General features: G+C 44.9%; 16 protein-coding genes. 9 read left to right on the top strand and 7 right to left on the bottom strand.

The genetic code is table 11. From position 1 onward, the window contains the following. The first annotated feature begins 92 nt into the window (after positions 1–92). Positions 93–581: a WG repeat-containing protein gene (locus IM753_RS11490; protein WP_194109328.1), complete on the top strand. Its 489-nt coding sequence runs from the start codon at positions 93–95 to the stop codon at positions 579–581. Positions 582–1000: 419 nt separating this feature from the next. Here the strand turns inward: IM753_RS11490 and IM753_RS11485 are convergent, their stop codons facing one another. The 4 genes from IM753_RS11485 to coaBC form a co-directional block, all read right to left on the bottom strand. Beyond that, complete coding sequence (locus tag IM753_RS11485) at positions 1001–1624, bottom strand: Uma2 family endonuclease (protein ID WP_065256494.1); 624 nt, start codon at positions 1622–1624, stop codon at positions 1001–1003. A gap of 90 nt (positions 1625–1714) precedes the next feature. After that, a complete protein-coding gene (locus tag IM753_RS11480; RefSeq protein WP_065256495.1) occupies positions 1715–2473 on the bottom strand; it encodes a sulfite exporter TauE/SafE family protein in 759 nt (252 codons plus the stop codon). 23 nt (positions 2474–2496) lie between these two features. After that, positions 2497–3234, bottom strand: a complete 738-nt coding sequence (locus IM753_RS11475; protein WP_065256496.1) for an SGNH/GDSL hydrolase family protein — start codon at positions 3232–3234, stop codon at positions 2497–2499. Then, entirely contained in the window at positions 3224–4453 is a 1230-nt protein-coding gene (gene coaBC / locus IM753_RS11470; protein ID WP_065256497.1) for a bifunctional phosphopantothenoylcysteine decarboxylase/phosphopantothenate--cysteine ligase CoaBC, read from the bottom strand. The genes IM753_RS11475 and coaBC overlap by 11 nt, the downstream gene beginning before the upstream one ends. A gap of 169 nt (positions 4454–4622) precedes the next feature. Between coaBC and IM753_RS11465 the strand changes: the two genes are divergently transcribed. From IM753_RS11465 to IM753_RS11455, 3 genes are all read left to right on the top strand, one after another. After that, entirely contained in the window at positions 4623–4925 is a 303-nt protein-coding gene (locus IM753_RS11465) for a type II toxin-antitoxin system RelE/ParE family toxin (protein ID WP_227514748.1), read from the top strand. Beyond that, positions 4922–5185 (top strand): helix-turn-helix domain-containing protein, encoded by a 264-nt coding sequence (locus IM753_RS11460; RefSeq protein ID WP_065256499.1) that lies wholly within the window; start codon positions 4922–4924, stop codon positions 5183–5185. The genes IM753_RS11465 and IM753_RS11460 overlap by 4 nt, the downstream gene beginning before the upstream one ends. Positions 5186–5261: 76 nt before the next feature. Then, complete coding sequence (locus IM753_RS11455) at positions 5262–6092, top strand: Rpn family recombination-promoting nuclease/putative transposase (protein WP_065256500.1); 831 nt, start codon at positions 5262–5264, stop codon at positions 6090–6092. On the opposite strand, the gene IM753_RS11450 is transcribed toward IM753_RS11455, so the two are convergent. Next, positions 6089–6838 carry a TSUP family transporter gene (locus tag IM753_RS11450; RefSeq protein WP_065256501.1) on the bottom strand — a complete coding sequence of 250 codons (750 nt, stop codon included), beginning with the start codon at positions 6836–6838 and terminating at the stop codon, positions 6089–6091. The genes IM753_RS11455 and IM753_RS11450 overlap by 4 nt on opposite strands. A gap of 112 nt (positions 6839–6950) precedes the next feature. Between IM753_RS11450 and IM753_RS11445 the strand changes: the two genes are divergently transcribed. Further along, positions 6951–8231, top strand: a complete 1281-nt coding sequence (locus IM753_RS11445; RefSeq protein WP_194109327.1) for a dicarboxylate/amino acid:cation symporter — start codon at positions 6951–6953, stop codon at positions 8229–8231. A 70-nt stretch (positions 8232–8301) separates the two neighbouring features. Here the strand turns inward: IM753_RS11445 and IM753_RS11440 are convergent, their stop codons facing one another. Next, positions 8302–11667 (bottom strand): S8 family serine peptidase, encoded by a 3366-nt coding sequence (locus IM753_RS11440; protein ID WP_194109326.1) that lies wholly within the window; start codon positions 11665–11667, stop codon positions 8302–8304. A gap of 836 nt (positions 11668–12503) precedes the next feature. Here IM753_RS11440 and nhaA point away from each other — a divergent pair. Continuing rightward, positions 12504–13733 (top strand): Na+/H+ antiporter NhaA, encoded by a 1230-nt coding sequence (nhaA, locus tag IM753_RS11435; protein ID WP_194109325.1) that lies wholly within the window; start codon positions 12504–12506, stop codon positions 13731–13733. 141 nt (positions 13734–13874) lie between these two features. Further along, complete coding sequence (locus IM753_RS11430; protein ID WP_065255285.1) at positions 13875–14207, top strand: hypothetical protein; 333 nt, start codon at positions 13875–13877, stop codon at positions 14205–14207. On the opposite strand, the gene IM753_RS11425 is transcribed toward IM753_RS11430, so the two are convergent. Next, positions 14204–15238 (bottom strand): nitronate monooxygenase family protein, encoded by a 1035-nt coding sequence (locus IM753_RS11425; RefSeq protein ID WP_194109324.1) that lies wholly within the window; start codon positions 15236–15238, stop codon positions 14204–14206. The genes IM753_RS11430 and IM753_RS11425 overlap by 4 nt on opposite strands. Before the next feature lie 279 nt (positions 15239–15517). Between IM753_RS11425 and IM753_RS11420 the strand changes: the two genes are divergently transcribed. Continuing rightward, on the top strand, positions 15518–15967 hold the full coding sequence (locus tag IM753_RS11420; protein ID WP_062501761.1) for an MliC family protein: 450 nt from the start codon (positions 15518–15520) through the stop codon (positions 15965–15967). A gap of 226 nt (positions 15968–16193) precedes the next feature. Then, a complete protein-coding gene (locus tag IM753_RS11415; RefSeq protein ID WP_062498336.1) occupies positions 16194–16667 on the top strand; it encodes a DUF2799 domain-containing protein in 474 nt (157 codons plus the stop codon). The last annotated feature ends 202 nt before the right edge of the window (positions 16668–16869 follow it).

The following is a 16869-nucleotide window of genomic DNA, read 5'->3' as shown; positions in this document are numbered from 1 at the left end:
AGCAATTTTTCATTTTGTAGAGTGTACTTGTTTTTGCCAAAATACGTTTGTAAAATAAGGTTATATCATATCCACCAAGCACGGAGATTTTTATGAAAAAGTTGCTAAAACCCCTTATCATCGCCTTATCTCTTTTACCAATATCCGCTTTGGCGTGTGAAAGACCACAGGTAACGGGATATACTGCTGTGGGTTGTCTTAAAGACGGCTTGGCACAAGTAAAACAAAACGGCAAATGGGGGTTTATTGATGAAACAGGTAAAGTGGTTATTCCCATTCAATATGATTGGGCTTGGAGCTTTTCAGAGGGCTTGGCAGAAGTCAAACAAAACGGCAAATGGGGTTTTGTTGATAAAACAGGTAAAGTGGTTATCCCTGTTCAATATGATAGGATTGAAAGATTTTCAGAAGGCTTGGCACGAGTAGAACAAAACGGCAAATGGGGTTTTGTTGATAAAGCAGGTAAAGTGGTTATCCCTGTTCAATATGATTATGTTTGGGTTTTTGAAAATGGTAAAGCCCTAGTGCAACTAAATGACGAAGAATTTTATATAGATAAAACAGGCAAACGTCTAAATTGATTTTGGCACTAGATTTTTAAAATAAATCCAATAAAAAACACGGTGATTATCGTGTTTTTTATTGTCATCGTACCCAAAAATGATTGTTTTTACAGAGAGTTTTGTAAAATAAATTCAGGGCGAATTGCAATTCGCTCCTACACGTCCAAATCTTAAAAGAAGTTACAACCAAACCCCCTGCACCCCCTGCCAACCCACCTTAATCCCAAGTCCGATAAGCAGAATTATAGATGAATTGACATACAGTCAAAAAAATTGAATTTTACTACGGAAACCGTTCACCCTGAGCTTGTCGAAGGGTCGGTTTCCGTCATGGTTCGACAGGCTCACCACGAACGGAAACCGTAGCACTTTTTCATTTTGTAGAGTGTACTAGTGCATAAAAATACCAAGCCAATTCGGTTGATATTTTTGCATCATTACTTATTATTCCCGATATCAGTATCAATATATAAATCATCAATATCAAAAAAATACCCTATTGATTTATATTCAACAATCCCATTAGTATAAGTTTCTTCATGCCAACCAAACAGCTTACCCCTGCGATGAATGGTAACCGATTTTGTTTTTTGGGAAATCATGACAATCTCTTCAACGGAATGAAGGTTTTTATATTCATCAATTTTCATTGACATTTCTTTGTTTGTATTGCTTTTTGACAGAACTTCACCAATTAGAATTGGTCTTGCCGTTACAAGTGCATCACCTTCAACACCACAAGCAATGGAAAAGTCAGGATAACGAACCTGATACTCCGATGTTTGAATGCCAAAATCACTAGGGCGAACCTTGCAATCTGGCATATTCTTTCTTAAAAAAAATTTAACATCAAGGCAATTTGAAATAATCAGGCTATGATTTGATGAACCGCCAGCCATAGCAACAATTTGACCGTCAATCAATTCTACATATTCATTGGGATTTTTTTCCATATAAGCAACAAACTCTGCAACCGTCATTTTTTTGGATTTTTGCTTTGCTGTAACTGCTTGATTATTACTAAGTACAGATAATGGGAAATTTGTGTTTAATGTCGTCATCTTTTACCCCTATATGACTGAATTAAAAAACCATACTTGTAATTATACTACTTTTTTTAAAAAGTCAAGTATTTTATAAAAATCAATACATTACAACCAAACCCCCTGCACCCCTTGCCAACCCACCTTAATCCCAAGTCCGATAAGCACCCACAGGATAAGCGTGCGGAATTTGTCGGACGGTAGGCGTTTGCCAAGTTTTGCTCCGATGATGATACCGACCACAGACAGCACGGTCAAGGCGATGATAAGCCCCCAAGTAGACGGCTCTACCGCTAGGATAATGTCTTTTAAAACAATGACTTGAACCAGTTTATTGACAAAATAGCACAGATTGCCAACCTTGATAATCGTGTCCTTATCGTCCGTCATGGAGAGTAGGTACATGAGTAGCACGGACGACATGGCGTTGGTCGCACCGCCAACCACACCTGCCACAAAGCCAATGCTGACAAGAGATAGAGCGGTGTTGGGTAGGACGATTTTTTTACCCATAAGGCTTGTTATGGCATACCACAGCACAACGGCACTAAGGGCAAGCATCAGATACGCCGAGTTCACCACAAGGAGCAAATACGCCCCCAGTGCCGAGCCTAGCACGGACACCGTAACAAGTAGCCAGTATTTTTTAAGATAAAAACAAAAGTTATGCCACGCCCCGCCACGTCCGCCAAGCCAAGCGATGAGATTGAGCGTGGCGGTTGGCACCAGCACAAGGATAATGGCATGGGTCAGCCCATATACGCCCGATAACGCCCCAATCGTAATAAGCGGAAAACCCATGCCTGCAATGCCGTGCAATACGCTTGCGATGACAAATAGGGGAATTAGCCAAAGTTCAAATTTCATAAAAGTCCTTTTAAATGATAAGGTTACATAATCTTTATCACATAATCCGCCAGCGTATTTGCCCACACATCATAAGTGGCACGGCTTGGGTGAAAGCCGTCTTTGGCAAACATGGTTTGGCGGTTTAGCGAGCTTTTGGCAAAGTCATCTTGCACATAATGCACGCCATTTTGCAGACAAATTTGCTCTAATATCTTACTTAATGCGACCGCCCTACGCCCAATCAATCCGTTTAACGGTGTCGGTAGGCTTGGGGCTAAGTGCATAGGCGGTAAGCTCAAAAAGATAACATGAGATACGCCAAATTTGCGTGTTAGCAGTGTGATAATCGCTTGCAAATTATCCGTCCACGCCTTATCAGACGTGCGTTTAATCACGTCATTAACCCCAATGCTGATGATGACCACATCAAAAGTCAGCTTGGGCATGGCGTACAAGCGGTGCAACAAATCAAAACTGGTGTGTCCGCTCGTGGCGTGCAACTGTACATGAATGGGCTTTTGTAACCGTTTGGCAAGTAGCGAGCCGATTCGCCCAAACGGTGCGTCATCTTGGCTATCCACGCCCACGCCTGCCGCCGAACTGTCGCCAAAAATGGCGATATTTAAGGCATGACAATCACAGTTTTGATTAAAATTGGCAATCCGAACACCGTCAGGCTCTGGCAATCTTAGGGCAGTTTTGGCGACTTTTTTGGCTTGTAGGTAATACAGCGGAGCAAGCAGATAATCTTGTTTTTTGCTAAACAGTTCAGTTGCCATGAATCACCCCCGCCACACAATTTACCAAACTTTTGGCGATACTGTCTTTACTTGCCTTATCCAGCACCACTTTATCCCTGCCATACCGCTCGGCAAAAAACACCGTCATGGCGTTGTTGTCCGAACCAAAGCCAATACTTTTGTCCGATACGTCATTGACCGCTATCATGTCTAGGTTTTTGGCGGTAAGTTTGGTGCGGGCGTAATTTTCGGTGTCTTGGGTCTCGGCGGCAAAGCCTACCATAACCGCTTTTGGGAAGGTCTGGCTCATCGTTGCCAAAATGTCGGGGTTTTTGATAAGCTCTAAGGTCAAGCCGTCTTGGTCGGACGTTTTTTTGATTTTTTGGGTGGCGATACTGGCAACCTTATAATCCGCCACGGCAGCGGTGGCGATAAAAATGGTGTCGCTGTTGTCCGTCATGACCGATTGGCAAGCGGTGAGCATCTCATCAGCCGTACCGACTGTGAGCCGTTTTGCCCCAAAGGGGGTCGGCAAATGCACCGCTCGCCCTGCCACTAGGGTAACGTCCGCCCCTGCATTCACGCACGCCCGAGCAATGGCAAAGCCCATTTTGCCAGTGGAATGGTTGGACAAAAATCGCACAGGGTCAATGGCTTCAATGGTCGCCCCTGCGGTGATGATGACTTTTTTACCATGTAAGACTTGGGGCGTTTGGCGTTTGGCAATGAGTGTCAAAATCCGCTCGCACAAATCATCAGGCTCAGGCAGTCGCCCTGCCCCCACATCGCCACACGCCTGCTCACCGCTGTCAGGGGTCAGCACGGTGTAGCCAAAACGGGCAAGTTTGGCAAGGTTGTCTTGGACAATGGCGTGGGCATACATCGCCTGATTCATGGCAGGGGCGATGACAATGGGGGCGGTGGTGGCAAGGGCAACGGTGGTTACAAGGTTGTCGGCAAGTCCGTGAGCGAGCTTGCCAATCGTGTTGGCACTGGCAGGGGCAATGACGACCATGTCCGCCCATTTGGCAAGTTCAATATGCCCCATGCCACGTTCGGCTTCATCGTCCAGTAGTTTGGTGTGGACTTCGTTGCCTGTCAAGGCTTGCAAAGTCAAAGGTGTGATAAACTCACACGCCCCGTCCGTCATCATCACACGCACAGCACAGCCTGCTTTTATGAGCAAGCGAGCAAGGACGGCAGATTTATAGGCGGAGATACCGCCTGTTATGGCAAGTAGGATTTTGGGGTGGGTCATGGCTTATTCGCAAAAAATAAAGGCATTATACACGATAATGTCTTGTGGGGAAATTTCATCAACCAAGAAAACTCAAAAATTGGCAATTTATATCAAATTTGATATAATCTATTTTAAAAACTGGTGTGGACTTAAACCATGAAAGACATTGAGTTTTTTGGGAACATCTTTGGACGACATCAGAGAATTTCCAGATGACATCAAACAAGACACAGGCTATCAGCTTCATCTTGTTCAAAACGGTCAAATGCCGTCTGATTTTAAATATATGCCAACCATAGGGTCGGGCGTGGTTGAGATTCGCCTAAAAGACGAAAATGGTATTTATCGGGTGATTTACACCGCCAAATTCCAAGATACCGTTTATGTTCTACACGCCTTTACCAAAAAGACTCAAAAGACATCACAAGCCGACATAGAACTTGCCAAAGCTCGCCTAAAACTTGCTCAACAAAAGGAAAATCACTCATGAAATTTCATTCTGTATTTGATGCCTTAGCTGACACTCCCGCCCAAAGTGCCAACCTAAAACTAAGAGCCGAACTGCTTGCCCATATCCAAGATACCCTAGCCGATATGGACGGCACACAAGCCGAGCTGGCTTGTGTTTGTGGATTGACACAGCCACGCCTAAATGATCTATTACAAGGCAAAATCAGTAAATTTAGCCTTGATGCGTTGGTTAATATCAATGCTAATTTAGGTATGGAAGTGGGATTGGTGTTTGCTTAATCGATTTACCCCCACACCAATTTTGCCACTTTTAAAATAGCAAATTTTAAAATGATAAAAAACAGAGAATGATTTTATGGCAAATTTATTTTTAAATCCGTTTACCGATTATGGTTTTAAACGCTTATTTGGCACAGAAGCCAATAAAGGCTTGTTGATTGATTTTTTAAACAGTCTATTACCCACTCATCATCAAATTGCCGATTTGGAATTTAAAAATACCGAACAGCTTGGGCAAAATCAATCCGACCGCAAAGCCATTTATGACATTTATTGCCAAAGTCATACAGGCGAGCAATTTATCGTAGAACTTCAACGCACCAAACAGGATTATTTTAAAGACCGCACTTTGTATTACACCAGTTTGGCAATCAGCGAACAGGCAAAGCGTGGGCGGTGGAACTATCAAATTACGGCGGTGTATTGCGTAAGCATTTTGGACTTTTGTTTTGATGAGCATTTGGACGATGATGACGTGATTCACACCATTAAATTAAAAGACCAACATGGGCGGATATTTTATGACAAATTGACATTGATTTATTTGGAAATGCCCAAATTTCAAAAGTCAGAACATGAATTAACCACCCATTTGGATAAATGGTTATTTTATTTCAAAAATTTAAAGGATTTACAAATGATACCAACTGCATTTAATGACAATGCCATTTTTCAAGAAGCCTTTAAAATTGCCGAACTTGCCAATTTGACCCATGAAGAATGGCAAAAATATCAATACAGCCTAAAAACTTACCGTGATAATTTGGCAACCGACAGCTATCTGCATGAGCAAGGCAAAAAAGAAGGTATTATACAAATTGCCAAACTCATGAAAAGCTCTGGCGAACCCACCGACAAAATCGCCCAATATACCAATTTGTCGCCCGATGAGATTGACAGGCTCTAACCCCACAAAAGTTTTGCCACCATACAAAAGCACACCACCACAATCACAGGGCGGATAAATTTTGCCCCGCCCTTGACGACCATGTGCGAGCCCAGATACGCTCCGATAAGTTGCCCTGTCATCATGACAAGCCCCACAACCCACACCACTTGACCGCCTAAAACAAAGAAAATCAAAGACGCAATGTTGGTGGCAAAATTCAACAGCTTGGCTCGTGCGGTAGCCTGTACCAAATCACGCCCACGAAGCACGACTTGCGACAGACTAAAAAACGTCCCCGTCCCCGGCCCAAAATAGCCGTCATACAGTCCGATAAGTGGAGCAACCGTCCGTTCATACAGCTTTTGGCTCATTTTGGGCGTGGTCTCTAATTTGCCCAAATTGGGACTAAACAGCGTATACACCCCCACCGCTCCGATGACAAAGGGCAATGCCTTTTGCAAAAAATCAGGGGGCGACAATTGCACCAGCACCGTCCCCACCGCAGAACCCACAAATGCCATAATCAAGGCAACTTTCATCATCTTGGGGTGGATTAGCCCCTTTTTTATCATCGTAACACTTGCCGAGAACGACCCTGCACAGGCTTGTAATTTATTGGTGGCAAGCACCGCCACAGGATTCATGCCCGTCAAAAGCAAGGCAGGAATGGTCAAAAGTCCACCCCCGCCTGCCATGGCATCAATAAACCCTGCAAACAACGCTACAAAAAAGAGTATGGAGATAAGCTGTATGGTGAGTTCCATGTCATTAGCCCAAAATTCTTATTTTAACAAAAAATGATTGGCTTTTGTAAATTTATGTTAAAATGATGTGTTTTTGTTAAAAATCATGCTTTTGTACATCATAGGACTTGTTATGTCAAAACTTTTTTCATGGTATTTTAAGCCAAACTTATTATTAAGAATCCTAATCGGCTTAATCCTAGGCTCAATCTGCGGTATCATTTTTCAAAATGCCCAAACCGCCATTAGCATTTTATCACCCATTGGCGAGCTGTTCATTCGTCTGTTAAAGATGATAGTCATTCCCGTCATTGCGTCCACGCTCATCGTGGGGGCAAGCTCAATCACGCCTGCCCAGCTTGGGCGTATCGGCATAAAAACGCTCATTTATTACACCATTACGTCCATTTTTGCCATCATCATCGGGCTTGGCGCGGGCAAGCTCTTTAACCCCGGTTTGGGACTAGAACTCATCGCCGACACCGCAAGCGAAGGCAAAACTGCCGAAGCCCCAAGCATGCTTCAAATCCTGCTTGAAATCGTCCCCACCAACCCAATCGGCGTGATTAGTAGCGGTCAGGTGTTGCCCATGATTTTCTTTTGTTTGGTATTTGGCATTGCCCTTGCCTTTGGGCGTGATAGCGATGATGAAAATATCAAAAAAAGCTCGGACACGGTGTTTTATTTTGTGGACGGGGTTAGCCAAGCGATGTTTAAGATTGTCGGCTGGGTCATGCAGTACGCTCCGATTGGCGTGTTTGCGTTGATTTTTATTGTTTTTTCAAAAAATGGGGCAACCGCTTTTGGCTCCTTGGCAAGCGTTACGGCAACTGTTTATGTTGGTTTTGCCTTACAAATCGCCCTTGTGTACTGCGTGATTTGTGCGTTGATGAAACTCTCCCCACTTATCTTTTTGAAAAAGGCTCGCCCCGCCTTTATCACCGCCTTTGTAACCCGCTCATCGGGGGCAACCTTGCCTGTGTCCATCCAAGCATCACAAAGCATGGGCATTCCCAAGAACATTTATAGCTTTGGCTTGCCTGTCGGCTCTACGATGAACATGGACGGCACGACCGTGTATCTTGGCGTGTGTGCGATTTTTATTGCCAATGCGGTGGGCGTACCGCTTGACGGCTCGCAAATGCTGACCATCACGATGACTGCCGTGCTTGGGGCAATTGGTACGGCAGGTGTGCCAGGGGCGGGGGCGATTATGCTCCTTATGGTACTAGAATCCATTGGTCTACCTGTGGAAGCTGGCTCGGCGGTGGCGATTGCCTATGGCATGATTTTGGGCATTGATGCCTTGCTTGATATGGGTCGCACCGCCCTAAATGTCGTGGGCGACATCACAGGGGTGGCAACCGTTGCCAAGCAAGAAAAGGCTTTGGACAAAGAAATGTGGGATTCTTGATTGTTAAGATTTAAAAACAAAAAAACAGCACAACCGAAATTGTGCTGTTTTTTATTACCTTATTAATGAATTAGAACTTACTGGTGAAGCTCACACCCACCTGAGAAGCATCTGAATCGCCACTACCTGTGTAGCTGTAGTTTAGACCTACTTGACTGTTTGGCGTTACATTGTAGTTTGCACCCACTTTGGCTGACCATTTGGTTTTGTCAGTATCCCAAGTACCATATTGTACATCTGTTGCTGTGCCAACATAGCGAGTATCTAGGCTGGTATCACGGCTAACAGCGTGAGCCACTTGCACACCTGCGGTTAGTTGTAGGGCAGGGGTTGCTTGGAATGCCACATCCGTACCAACACCCACCTGAGTTTGCTTGGCACTGATGTCGGTGATGATGTTCATGCCATCGTTGATGTCGCCATCATTTTTGTATTTTTGATGGTTGGCAAAGGCATAAGGCTGTACGCTCACGCCCGATGCGGTATCGATGTTTTTACCCACTTGGATACCCACGCCATATAGCTTACCATCATACTTGATGTCATCGGTCATCTCGGCACGGTTGGCTTTGGTCTCAACCTTAGCTCCTTTTACCCAGCCTGACACATAAGCATCACCAACATTTTTGGATGCACCCACGGTCAGACCAATGCTGTCAGTTTGGGTTTTATTGCTAATGCCATAAACTGATTCTTTTAGGTCAAGGTCGCTGACATCAAGCTGAGCACCGACACTAACATCGTTCGCAGTCTGAGTGCTGGCACCAACGGTATAGGTGTTGCCCTTACGCTCGCTGGTGGCGTGAGCCATGTCCACATCATAATCATGGTGACTGACCGAACCCCAAACATTTCTACCATCTTTTAGACGCTTACCAAAGTCAGTGGCGTGAACAGCACTGTCTTCTACCACATTTAATGCACTGTCAGCATAGAATGTTGGGTCTAGCTTATATAGCTCTTGGTTGGTGCTTACCACAGACAGCATGGGACTGGCTGTGTTGTTGCCATAGTCGGCACTCATATTCTCAAAACTACTAAACACTTGGTTGGCAAAGCGTTTTTCATCGCTGGTTAATGAGCCTTGAACTGCTTGTTTTTCATCAAGGTCGTTTAGCACTTTATCTAGGTTTTGGGCAACACGGCTACCGCTATTATTCATGCCAATGCCATAAACAACATTGCCTGCACTTAGACGTCTGGCGGTTACTTGTACGTCGTTGTTCACACGTGAGTTACCCACCACTCTGCCATTTCTGTCCACCTCTGGGGTGTACTCAACCTTGGTAACCTCAAACAAGGGGTTGCTTGAACGATGGCTGTCAAAGCGGTTTTCAAGACCTTGCTTGGCACGCAAAACAGTACTGCGACTGCCTGATTGGCTGATGATGCCATCTTTGGTCTCGCCTGTTAAGTTTAGAGTACCACCGAGTCTTGCTTTGCCATCAACGGTAATCATGTTGCCAAACTGGGCTTTTAGACCAGCATCTGCACCACGATTGGTGTTGATATTATAGTTACCTCTGATGCGTAGATTACCTTCGTTATTTACCCAGCCACCTGTTTGGTGTACATTGGCAACACTACCATGACCTGTCAGCTCACCACCTTTGACAACCATGGTAGAACCACCATTGTTACCATTGATTTCTAATGAACCGCCCTCGATGATAGAGTTACCTTTATAGCTGTTATTACCAGTAAATACCAGTTTACCAGCACCTTTTTTGGTAAAGCCTTTGTCGCCTTTTAGGTCATTGTAGAATACAGATAAAGGCGTGCCTTGGGTGTCAAGCTCTACGTTGTCCCAGTAAAAACCACCATAACCCTTAGCAGCAGCTTCTGGGTCTAGTAGCCCCCAACCATCTTGCCACGTGATGTTTTTACCATTATGGTTTGCAATGATTTGACGGTTTTCCCATGGGGTGTCGCCGGGGATGTATAGATTACCTCGGTTGTCTGTATAATATCTGCCATAATAGCCTGATGGCAGACGGCTCACACGTCTGAGTCCTTTGTAGCCATTTGGTGAATTGGCGGTGATTTCTGAGAAGTCCTTAGCCGTACCTAAAATGGTTTGAGAGATGTTCTCATTTTTCATCCAAGGATAAGCTGATTGCACCAGCACTGCCGTCCCTGCCACACGAGCAGTGGCAGGCGATGTGCCTTTGTAGTTGCTCAGTCTGCCGTTGTTGGCATAGTTTTCGGTGGACGATGTTGCCGATACGCACCACTCAGCGGTACGACCACAGTCATTGGCTTGATTAAAATCTTCTCGTGGTGATGATACGGTGATGAAGCCTTTTTTGAACTCGCTGTTCATGAGCGGTGCTAAGTTCTCATCATGTGCATCATTAAGACCCTCGTTACCTGTCGCCTTGATGATAAGGGCGTCACGATTCATGATAAGGTCATGAATGACAGGCAGAGTTACCTCAGCATTGGTAATGCTTGTTCTGTAACGATTTGGGTAGATGTTGCCTGTATTGGGATCATAGTTGAGTCGCTGAGCATCGTAGAACCAACGGTCAGAGTTATCCGAACCCCATGAGTTGTTAAAAATCTTAACGCCATGGTCTTGGTTGAGTTTACGCATCATCAAGAACTGGTTACCACCGTTTGAGCCACGGTCGATACTGTCACTACCATAGATTTTGGCATTGGTCATGCCGTTGTTACCTGCGATAACAGCAGCCATCTGGTTGCCATGGTCGCCACTGGCAGATGTGGTTGGCGTCTCAACGATTCCTGAGTCATTGTGTGGGTCATAACAGCTAGAACGTCCTGCTGAGATACATTTGACCTGCGTGTCATGAACGTTGGCACCGACCATATCTCGGTTGAAGCGGTTGATGCCCGTATCAATCACGCCCACTTTGGCACGGCGAGTATCGATGGTGTTTTTTAGATCGTCTAGACGCTGGGCATAGCCATCTTCTGTGGTGCCATAGAATTTGGACGTCAAGTCAGAGTTGTTTGACGTATCCATGACACTATAACCTGTGCGAGTACCAGCACTTGGTGCAGGTTGGCTGCGTTTTAGATGGGATTGCACTTGTCTTGTGTAATTATTTCTTTTGACTTCTGATGATGCAACAGGAGCCACATAACGACCAGAGACAGCTGACTCCACAGGTGCTGGCGTAGGAGCAGGCGTTGGCATGGGAGCAACGGGGGCTGGGGCTGGTCTGACAGGAGCAGGAATGGGCGCTGGGGCTGGTGTTGGGGCTGGATTATAATAACGACGATTAATCAAATCCCAATAGTAGTTATACAGATAACTACTTACTTTCGCTCTCTCGGAGCTGGCTGACTGTGCCTGTGCACCTGTCTCAGCGTAGCCTGCGACACTATTTGTGCCGATAGCAACCATACAAGCCACGGTCAAGGGCTTGGCGTAAAACCCTTTTTTGGCAGGTTGTGTTTGTAATGACATATTACACCCTTGTGTTTGTGTTTATGATAAAAACATCAGTGATGGCTAACAAGAATAACCTTGACACCAAAACCCAATCCATCAAGATACCAGGGCATTACCACGCTTTATCCATCATAAACAATGAAATTAAAACATTCAAATACACTGTCATTTACCGAAATGAAACATTTGTACTACAAAATCGGTAAAAGAAAACTTATCTTAATATAAGTTTTGCAAATTGTAAATTAATAGCAACTTATTGTCTAGTGCTTGCCAAATGATATAATATTGTGTTTACAAATAATGTTTTAATTATTTGATTTTTATAATTATTTTTTTAAATAAACAACTGTTTATTTTTTACAATAATTAACAATATGTTATTATACAGACAGTATATTATGTTTTGTGAAATATTATACATAAATGAGCAATCCTATTTTGTGATATCATCATATCAAATTAATGATTTATTGCAAATAAATGTTTGTTGGCAATCCTTGAAATGCCAACAAACATTATCAATGGTAGGCACATCCCATAAACAATCATTCAAAAATACAGCCAACAAAATTGAACTTTAATGCGAAAATTGTAGTGCTTTTTCGTCTTGTAAGGCATACACCATTTCATCCGAATCATTCCCATCTAAACACCAAAATCCATGCACTTACCATCACGCCACTGCTTGCATTTGGCAAACCCACAGAAAGAAAACTTACACAAATAATCACAAAACCGCTTTCGTATTATTAATTTTTGTGATATATTCACAAGATTGGTTAATTTTTATTTATAACTATTTTTTATAGTTGTGGGTTTTGTTTATTCATTTATAGGAAAAGATAATCATGCCGATGAGTCGCATAAAATCCTTTTTTGAGCTAGAAGCAGCCGGGGGCATTGTCCTTGCCTTTGCTGCTGTGCTTGCCATGATAGTCGCCAACTCGCCATTATACGAGCTGTACAACGCCTTTATTCACGCCCCTGTGGTGGTGCAGATTGGTCAGTTTGAGATTGCCAAAGATGCTCATCATTGGATTAATGACGGTCTGATGGCAGTCTTTTTCTTTTTGGTGGGACTTGAGCTAAAGCGTGAAGCCCTAATCGGCGAGCTGTCAGACATCAAACAAATCGTCCTGCCTGCCATCTGTGCCATCGGTGGCATGGTCGCCCCTGCTTTGGTCTATTATGGGCTAAATCACGGTGACAGCGAAGCTCTAAAAGGCTGGGCAATCCCTGCCGCCACAGACATCGCCTTTGCCATTGGCGTGCTTAGCTTGCTCGGCAACAAAGTCCCCAATGCCCTAAAAGTGTTTTTGGTATCCATCGCCATCTTTGATGACATCGGAGCGATTATCATCATTGCCTTATTCTACACGTCCGAGCTGTCGTTATTCTCACTGGGTGTGGCAGCGGTGTGCTTGCCATTTTTGTTCCTATTAAACCGCTTAAACGTCACCCGCCTAACACCCTACTTGCTCATCGGGCTCATCTTATGGGCTGCCATGTTAAAATCAGGCGTGCATGCGACCTTAGCAGGTGTGCTCTTGGCGTTTTTTATTCCTTTAAAAAATAATGCCGACCCCGAGCATTCACCCCTAGAAGAGCTAGAACACGACTTACATAACACTGTTGCCTTTGGTATCCTACCCTTATTTGCCTTTGCCAATGCAGGGATTTCATTAGCTGGCACCAACATGGGCGAGCTCATGCATGGCGTGCCAATGGGTATCGCCCTAAGTCTGTTTATCGGTAAGCAGATTGGCGTGATGATTCCTGTGTTTTTGGTCGTCAAGTTAGGACTTGCCAAACTGCCCACAGGCACAACCTTTATGCAAATCTATGGCGTGTCCCTGCTTTGCGGTATCGGCTTTACCATGTCGCTCTTTATCTCAGGGCTTGCCTTTGGCGGTATTCCTGATGATTATGACCCACGTTTGGGCATTATCTTGGGTTCGCTTATCTCGGGCATCGTGGGCTATCTTATCTTGCGTGCCAACATCAAGGACGCTGACCACCCCACCCTTGCCAAAAACGACGAGATGTATCTGGGTGTTGGAGAACCACCCAAACATTAATCATACCAAAAACAAAAAGCGGGCAACATGTCCGCTTTTTGTCATCCGCTCTTTTCATTTACCTGTGTTTGTCATACAATAAACCAACTTCATCATCCACCAGTGCCATTATTATCATCCCCATGATTTAAGGAAACTTCCATGTCTTATCGCACCGTCCTTGATTTGGCATCCGCCTTGTCTGATACGGACAAACTAAAACTGGCTCATCATCTGCTTGGGCAACTCATGCTCTCCCCGAGTCCATCATCTGCTCCTACCGACAAACTGCCACCATCTGCCGATTATGATTATTGTTTGGAGCGGGTACTAAAAAGCAAGCCCAATCGCCTGCCTGCCCTACGGACGTTTTTGGAAGCGATTGTTAGCTTTCGGGGCGGTCAAAGTGCCGATATCGATGACATCATCAAGCGTTTGGAGCTTAACAATGTCATCAAAAAAGACGGCGATAACGTGGTGTATTTGGTTGATTAGGGCGTACCTGTCAGCCTTGCCACAAGCTCACTCATGCTCTCATCACGACAATCCGCCACACCCACACCGCTCCACAGGCTCATCAGCTCGCTGTTTTGGGTGGTTGCTCCATAGGCTCGCAGGGATTTTGTCATGGCGTTTAGTGTCGGATAATTTGGCAAATCATCGTTATCCAAATCAGCAAAATCTTGCATATAGTCCGTAACCACGCCCCTAGCCCATTTGCCAGAGTAGAGCCTTGTTAGGCGTGTGTCGTTACCTGTCGCACTGAGCAACCGCTTTTTCCAAAGTGGATTGATGGGCGACTCGTGCGTGGTCAAAAACGCCGTCCCCACCGCCACCATGTCCGCCCCGTTATCTAGCATAAGGGCGACCTGTTCACGATTGGCAATGCCCCCTGCCGAGATGAGTGGGATAGTACTGACATTTTTGGCAAGTTTTAATAGCTCTAACGTGGATAATCTATCGCCCTGCTCGTCCAGCCAGCCCCCTTGATGACCGCCTGCCCCAACCCCTTGCACGACCACACCGTCCGCCCCCACGTCCTGCCACGCCAGCACTTCTGCCACACTATTTGCCGTACCGATGACCAGCGTGCCGACAGCGTGCAAAGCGTCCACTTGCGTTTTATCCAAAATACCAAAGGTAAAACTTGCCACAGGCACAGGACTATCAAGCAACACTGCAAATTGCTTGGTAAAGTCATGAGCAGGTCTATCATCTAGCACAGGGGTAACGCCCAATGTTTGATAAAAATTATCAAGCCAATCGGGCATGGACTGACTATATGTTTCGGTCAAATTTTTGTCCAAAATCATAAGGTTGACATTAAAGGGCTTATCCGTGCCTGCTTTGATTTTGGTAATCTCATCATGGATTTGGGTGGGCGACATCATGCCTGCCCCAAGCGAGCCTAGCACGCCAAGACGACACGCCTCCACGACAAAATCGGCATTGCTCGCCCCTGCCATGGGAGCTTGGACGATGGGCGTGGATAAGGCAAGATGGGATTGTAATGATAAGATGGTCATGATGATGTTTCCTGATAAAGATTTTTAAAATATAGCTTTTGGGCAGGTCAAAGTCAAGGCATGATGGCTATTTTAAAAGAAAATGATGATTGGGACGTGCCTGCCTTTTATCACATCAGTTTTTCATGATAAAAGTTGTGTTAAAGTTTTTTACAAGTTTACCCTTGTCTTGAAAAAATTTGTTACACAAGGCGGTAGAATTTCATTTATAATAAATATATCATTTTAATGATAACTGATTTTATTTTGGTATTTTTTTCATCTTTTAAGGAGATTGTCATGCAAAAATTATTGATTGCCACTGCGGTGGGCGCCTTGGTATTGACAGGCTGTGCCACAAATAACAGCCAAACCGTCGATCAGCCCAAACCCCAAGAAATGCACGGCAAACACACCCACAAACATGGCAAAAAGCATCATCACGGCATCATACCAAGAACCTATACCTGCGACCAAGATGCCAACATCGTTGCTAACTATAACCCTGACACCAAGCAAGCTCTGCTTAACATCACCGCCCCTAGCCTAAGCCTAAATGGTGCTGATGTCGAGCTAAGACGTGCCCCTTCTGCATCGGGCATGCTGTTTGTGAATGGCGTCAATCCCAATTCAAAATACGAATGGCACACCAAAAACAAATTTGGTGTGTTGGACATAACCACTGCTGATGGCACGGTGTACAGCCTAAAATGCGAAAGCACTCGCCCCATGCACAACCACGCCCACTGATTTATAGATAAGTTGGCTTGTCTTAGCCAAATAAGGCCAAATAAAACGCATAAGCCATGCTTGTGCGTTTTTTTAATCAAGACGTGTCTGCCCTTTATAACACTACTTACAATATAGAAATATTTTAGAAATAAACTAATCGTTTTTGCATGAAAAATGGCTAAATCTTGTTTTTCATTGCAAATACAAAAGGCAGGCACGCCCTAATCATAAAAGGCAATCCGTCATGAAACCTATCACAAAACCTATCATAAAAAAAGCATTCCTACTCATCGCCCTACCCGTGCTCGCACTCACAGGCTGTACCACGACCGCCACATTAAAACAAGCCGACTGCTCGTCCGCCAACTGGGAACAGGTAGGGCGTGCTGACGGTCTGCGTGGGGCAAGCAGTCAAGAGATATTACGCCACGCCAAAACCTGCCAAGGGCTTGCCACGCCTGACCGAGCGTTATGGGAGCAAGGTCGCCAAACAGGGCTAAAATCCTACTGCACCATAGACAACGCCTACAACATGGGACGAATGGGCTACACCTTACAAGGCGTGTGTGATGTTGGCGATAGCAAAACCCTAGAAGAGCTACACCGTGCCAACATGATGGGCTTGGAGCAACATCAGATGAGCGAACGCATGACTCGTATGCATTATGGTTATGGCGGTTGGTATGGCTATCCGTACCGTCCTTATTGGTGGTGGTAAAGTCGATTTGGGTGGGTTTTATAATCATTTAACTTCAAAATACACCCATTGGCAGTAAGGTACGTATTACGCACCAATAAGATTTTTCATTTAAAAGGTGCGTGGTACGCACCTTACCATTGGTTGTCGGCTTTGGTGGGTTAGGTTTTGATAAGATGACCTAGTGCATTGAGGCTTATGTTGGGCGTGCCAGTCTACCAAG

The sequence above is a fragment of the Moraxella sp. K127 genome, assembly GCF_015223095.1.
Taxonomy (GTDB): domain Bacteria; phylum Pseudomonadota; class Gammaproteobacteria; order Pseudomonadales; family Moraxellaceae; genus Moraxella.
The sequence above is the reverse complement of the archived record's forward strand: the minus strand, read 5'-3'. Positions and strand labels throughout refer to the sequence as shown.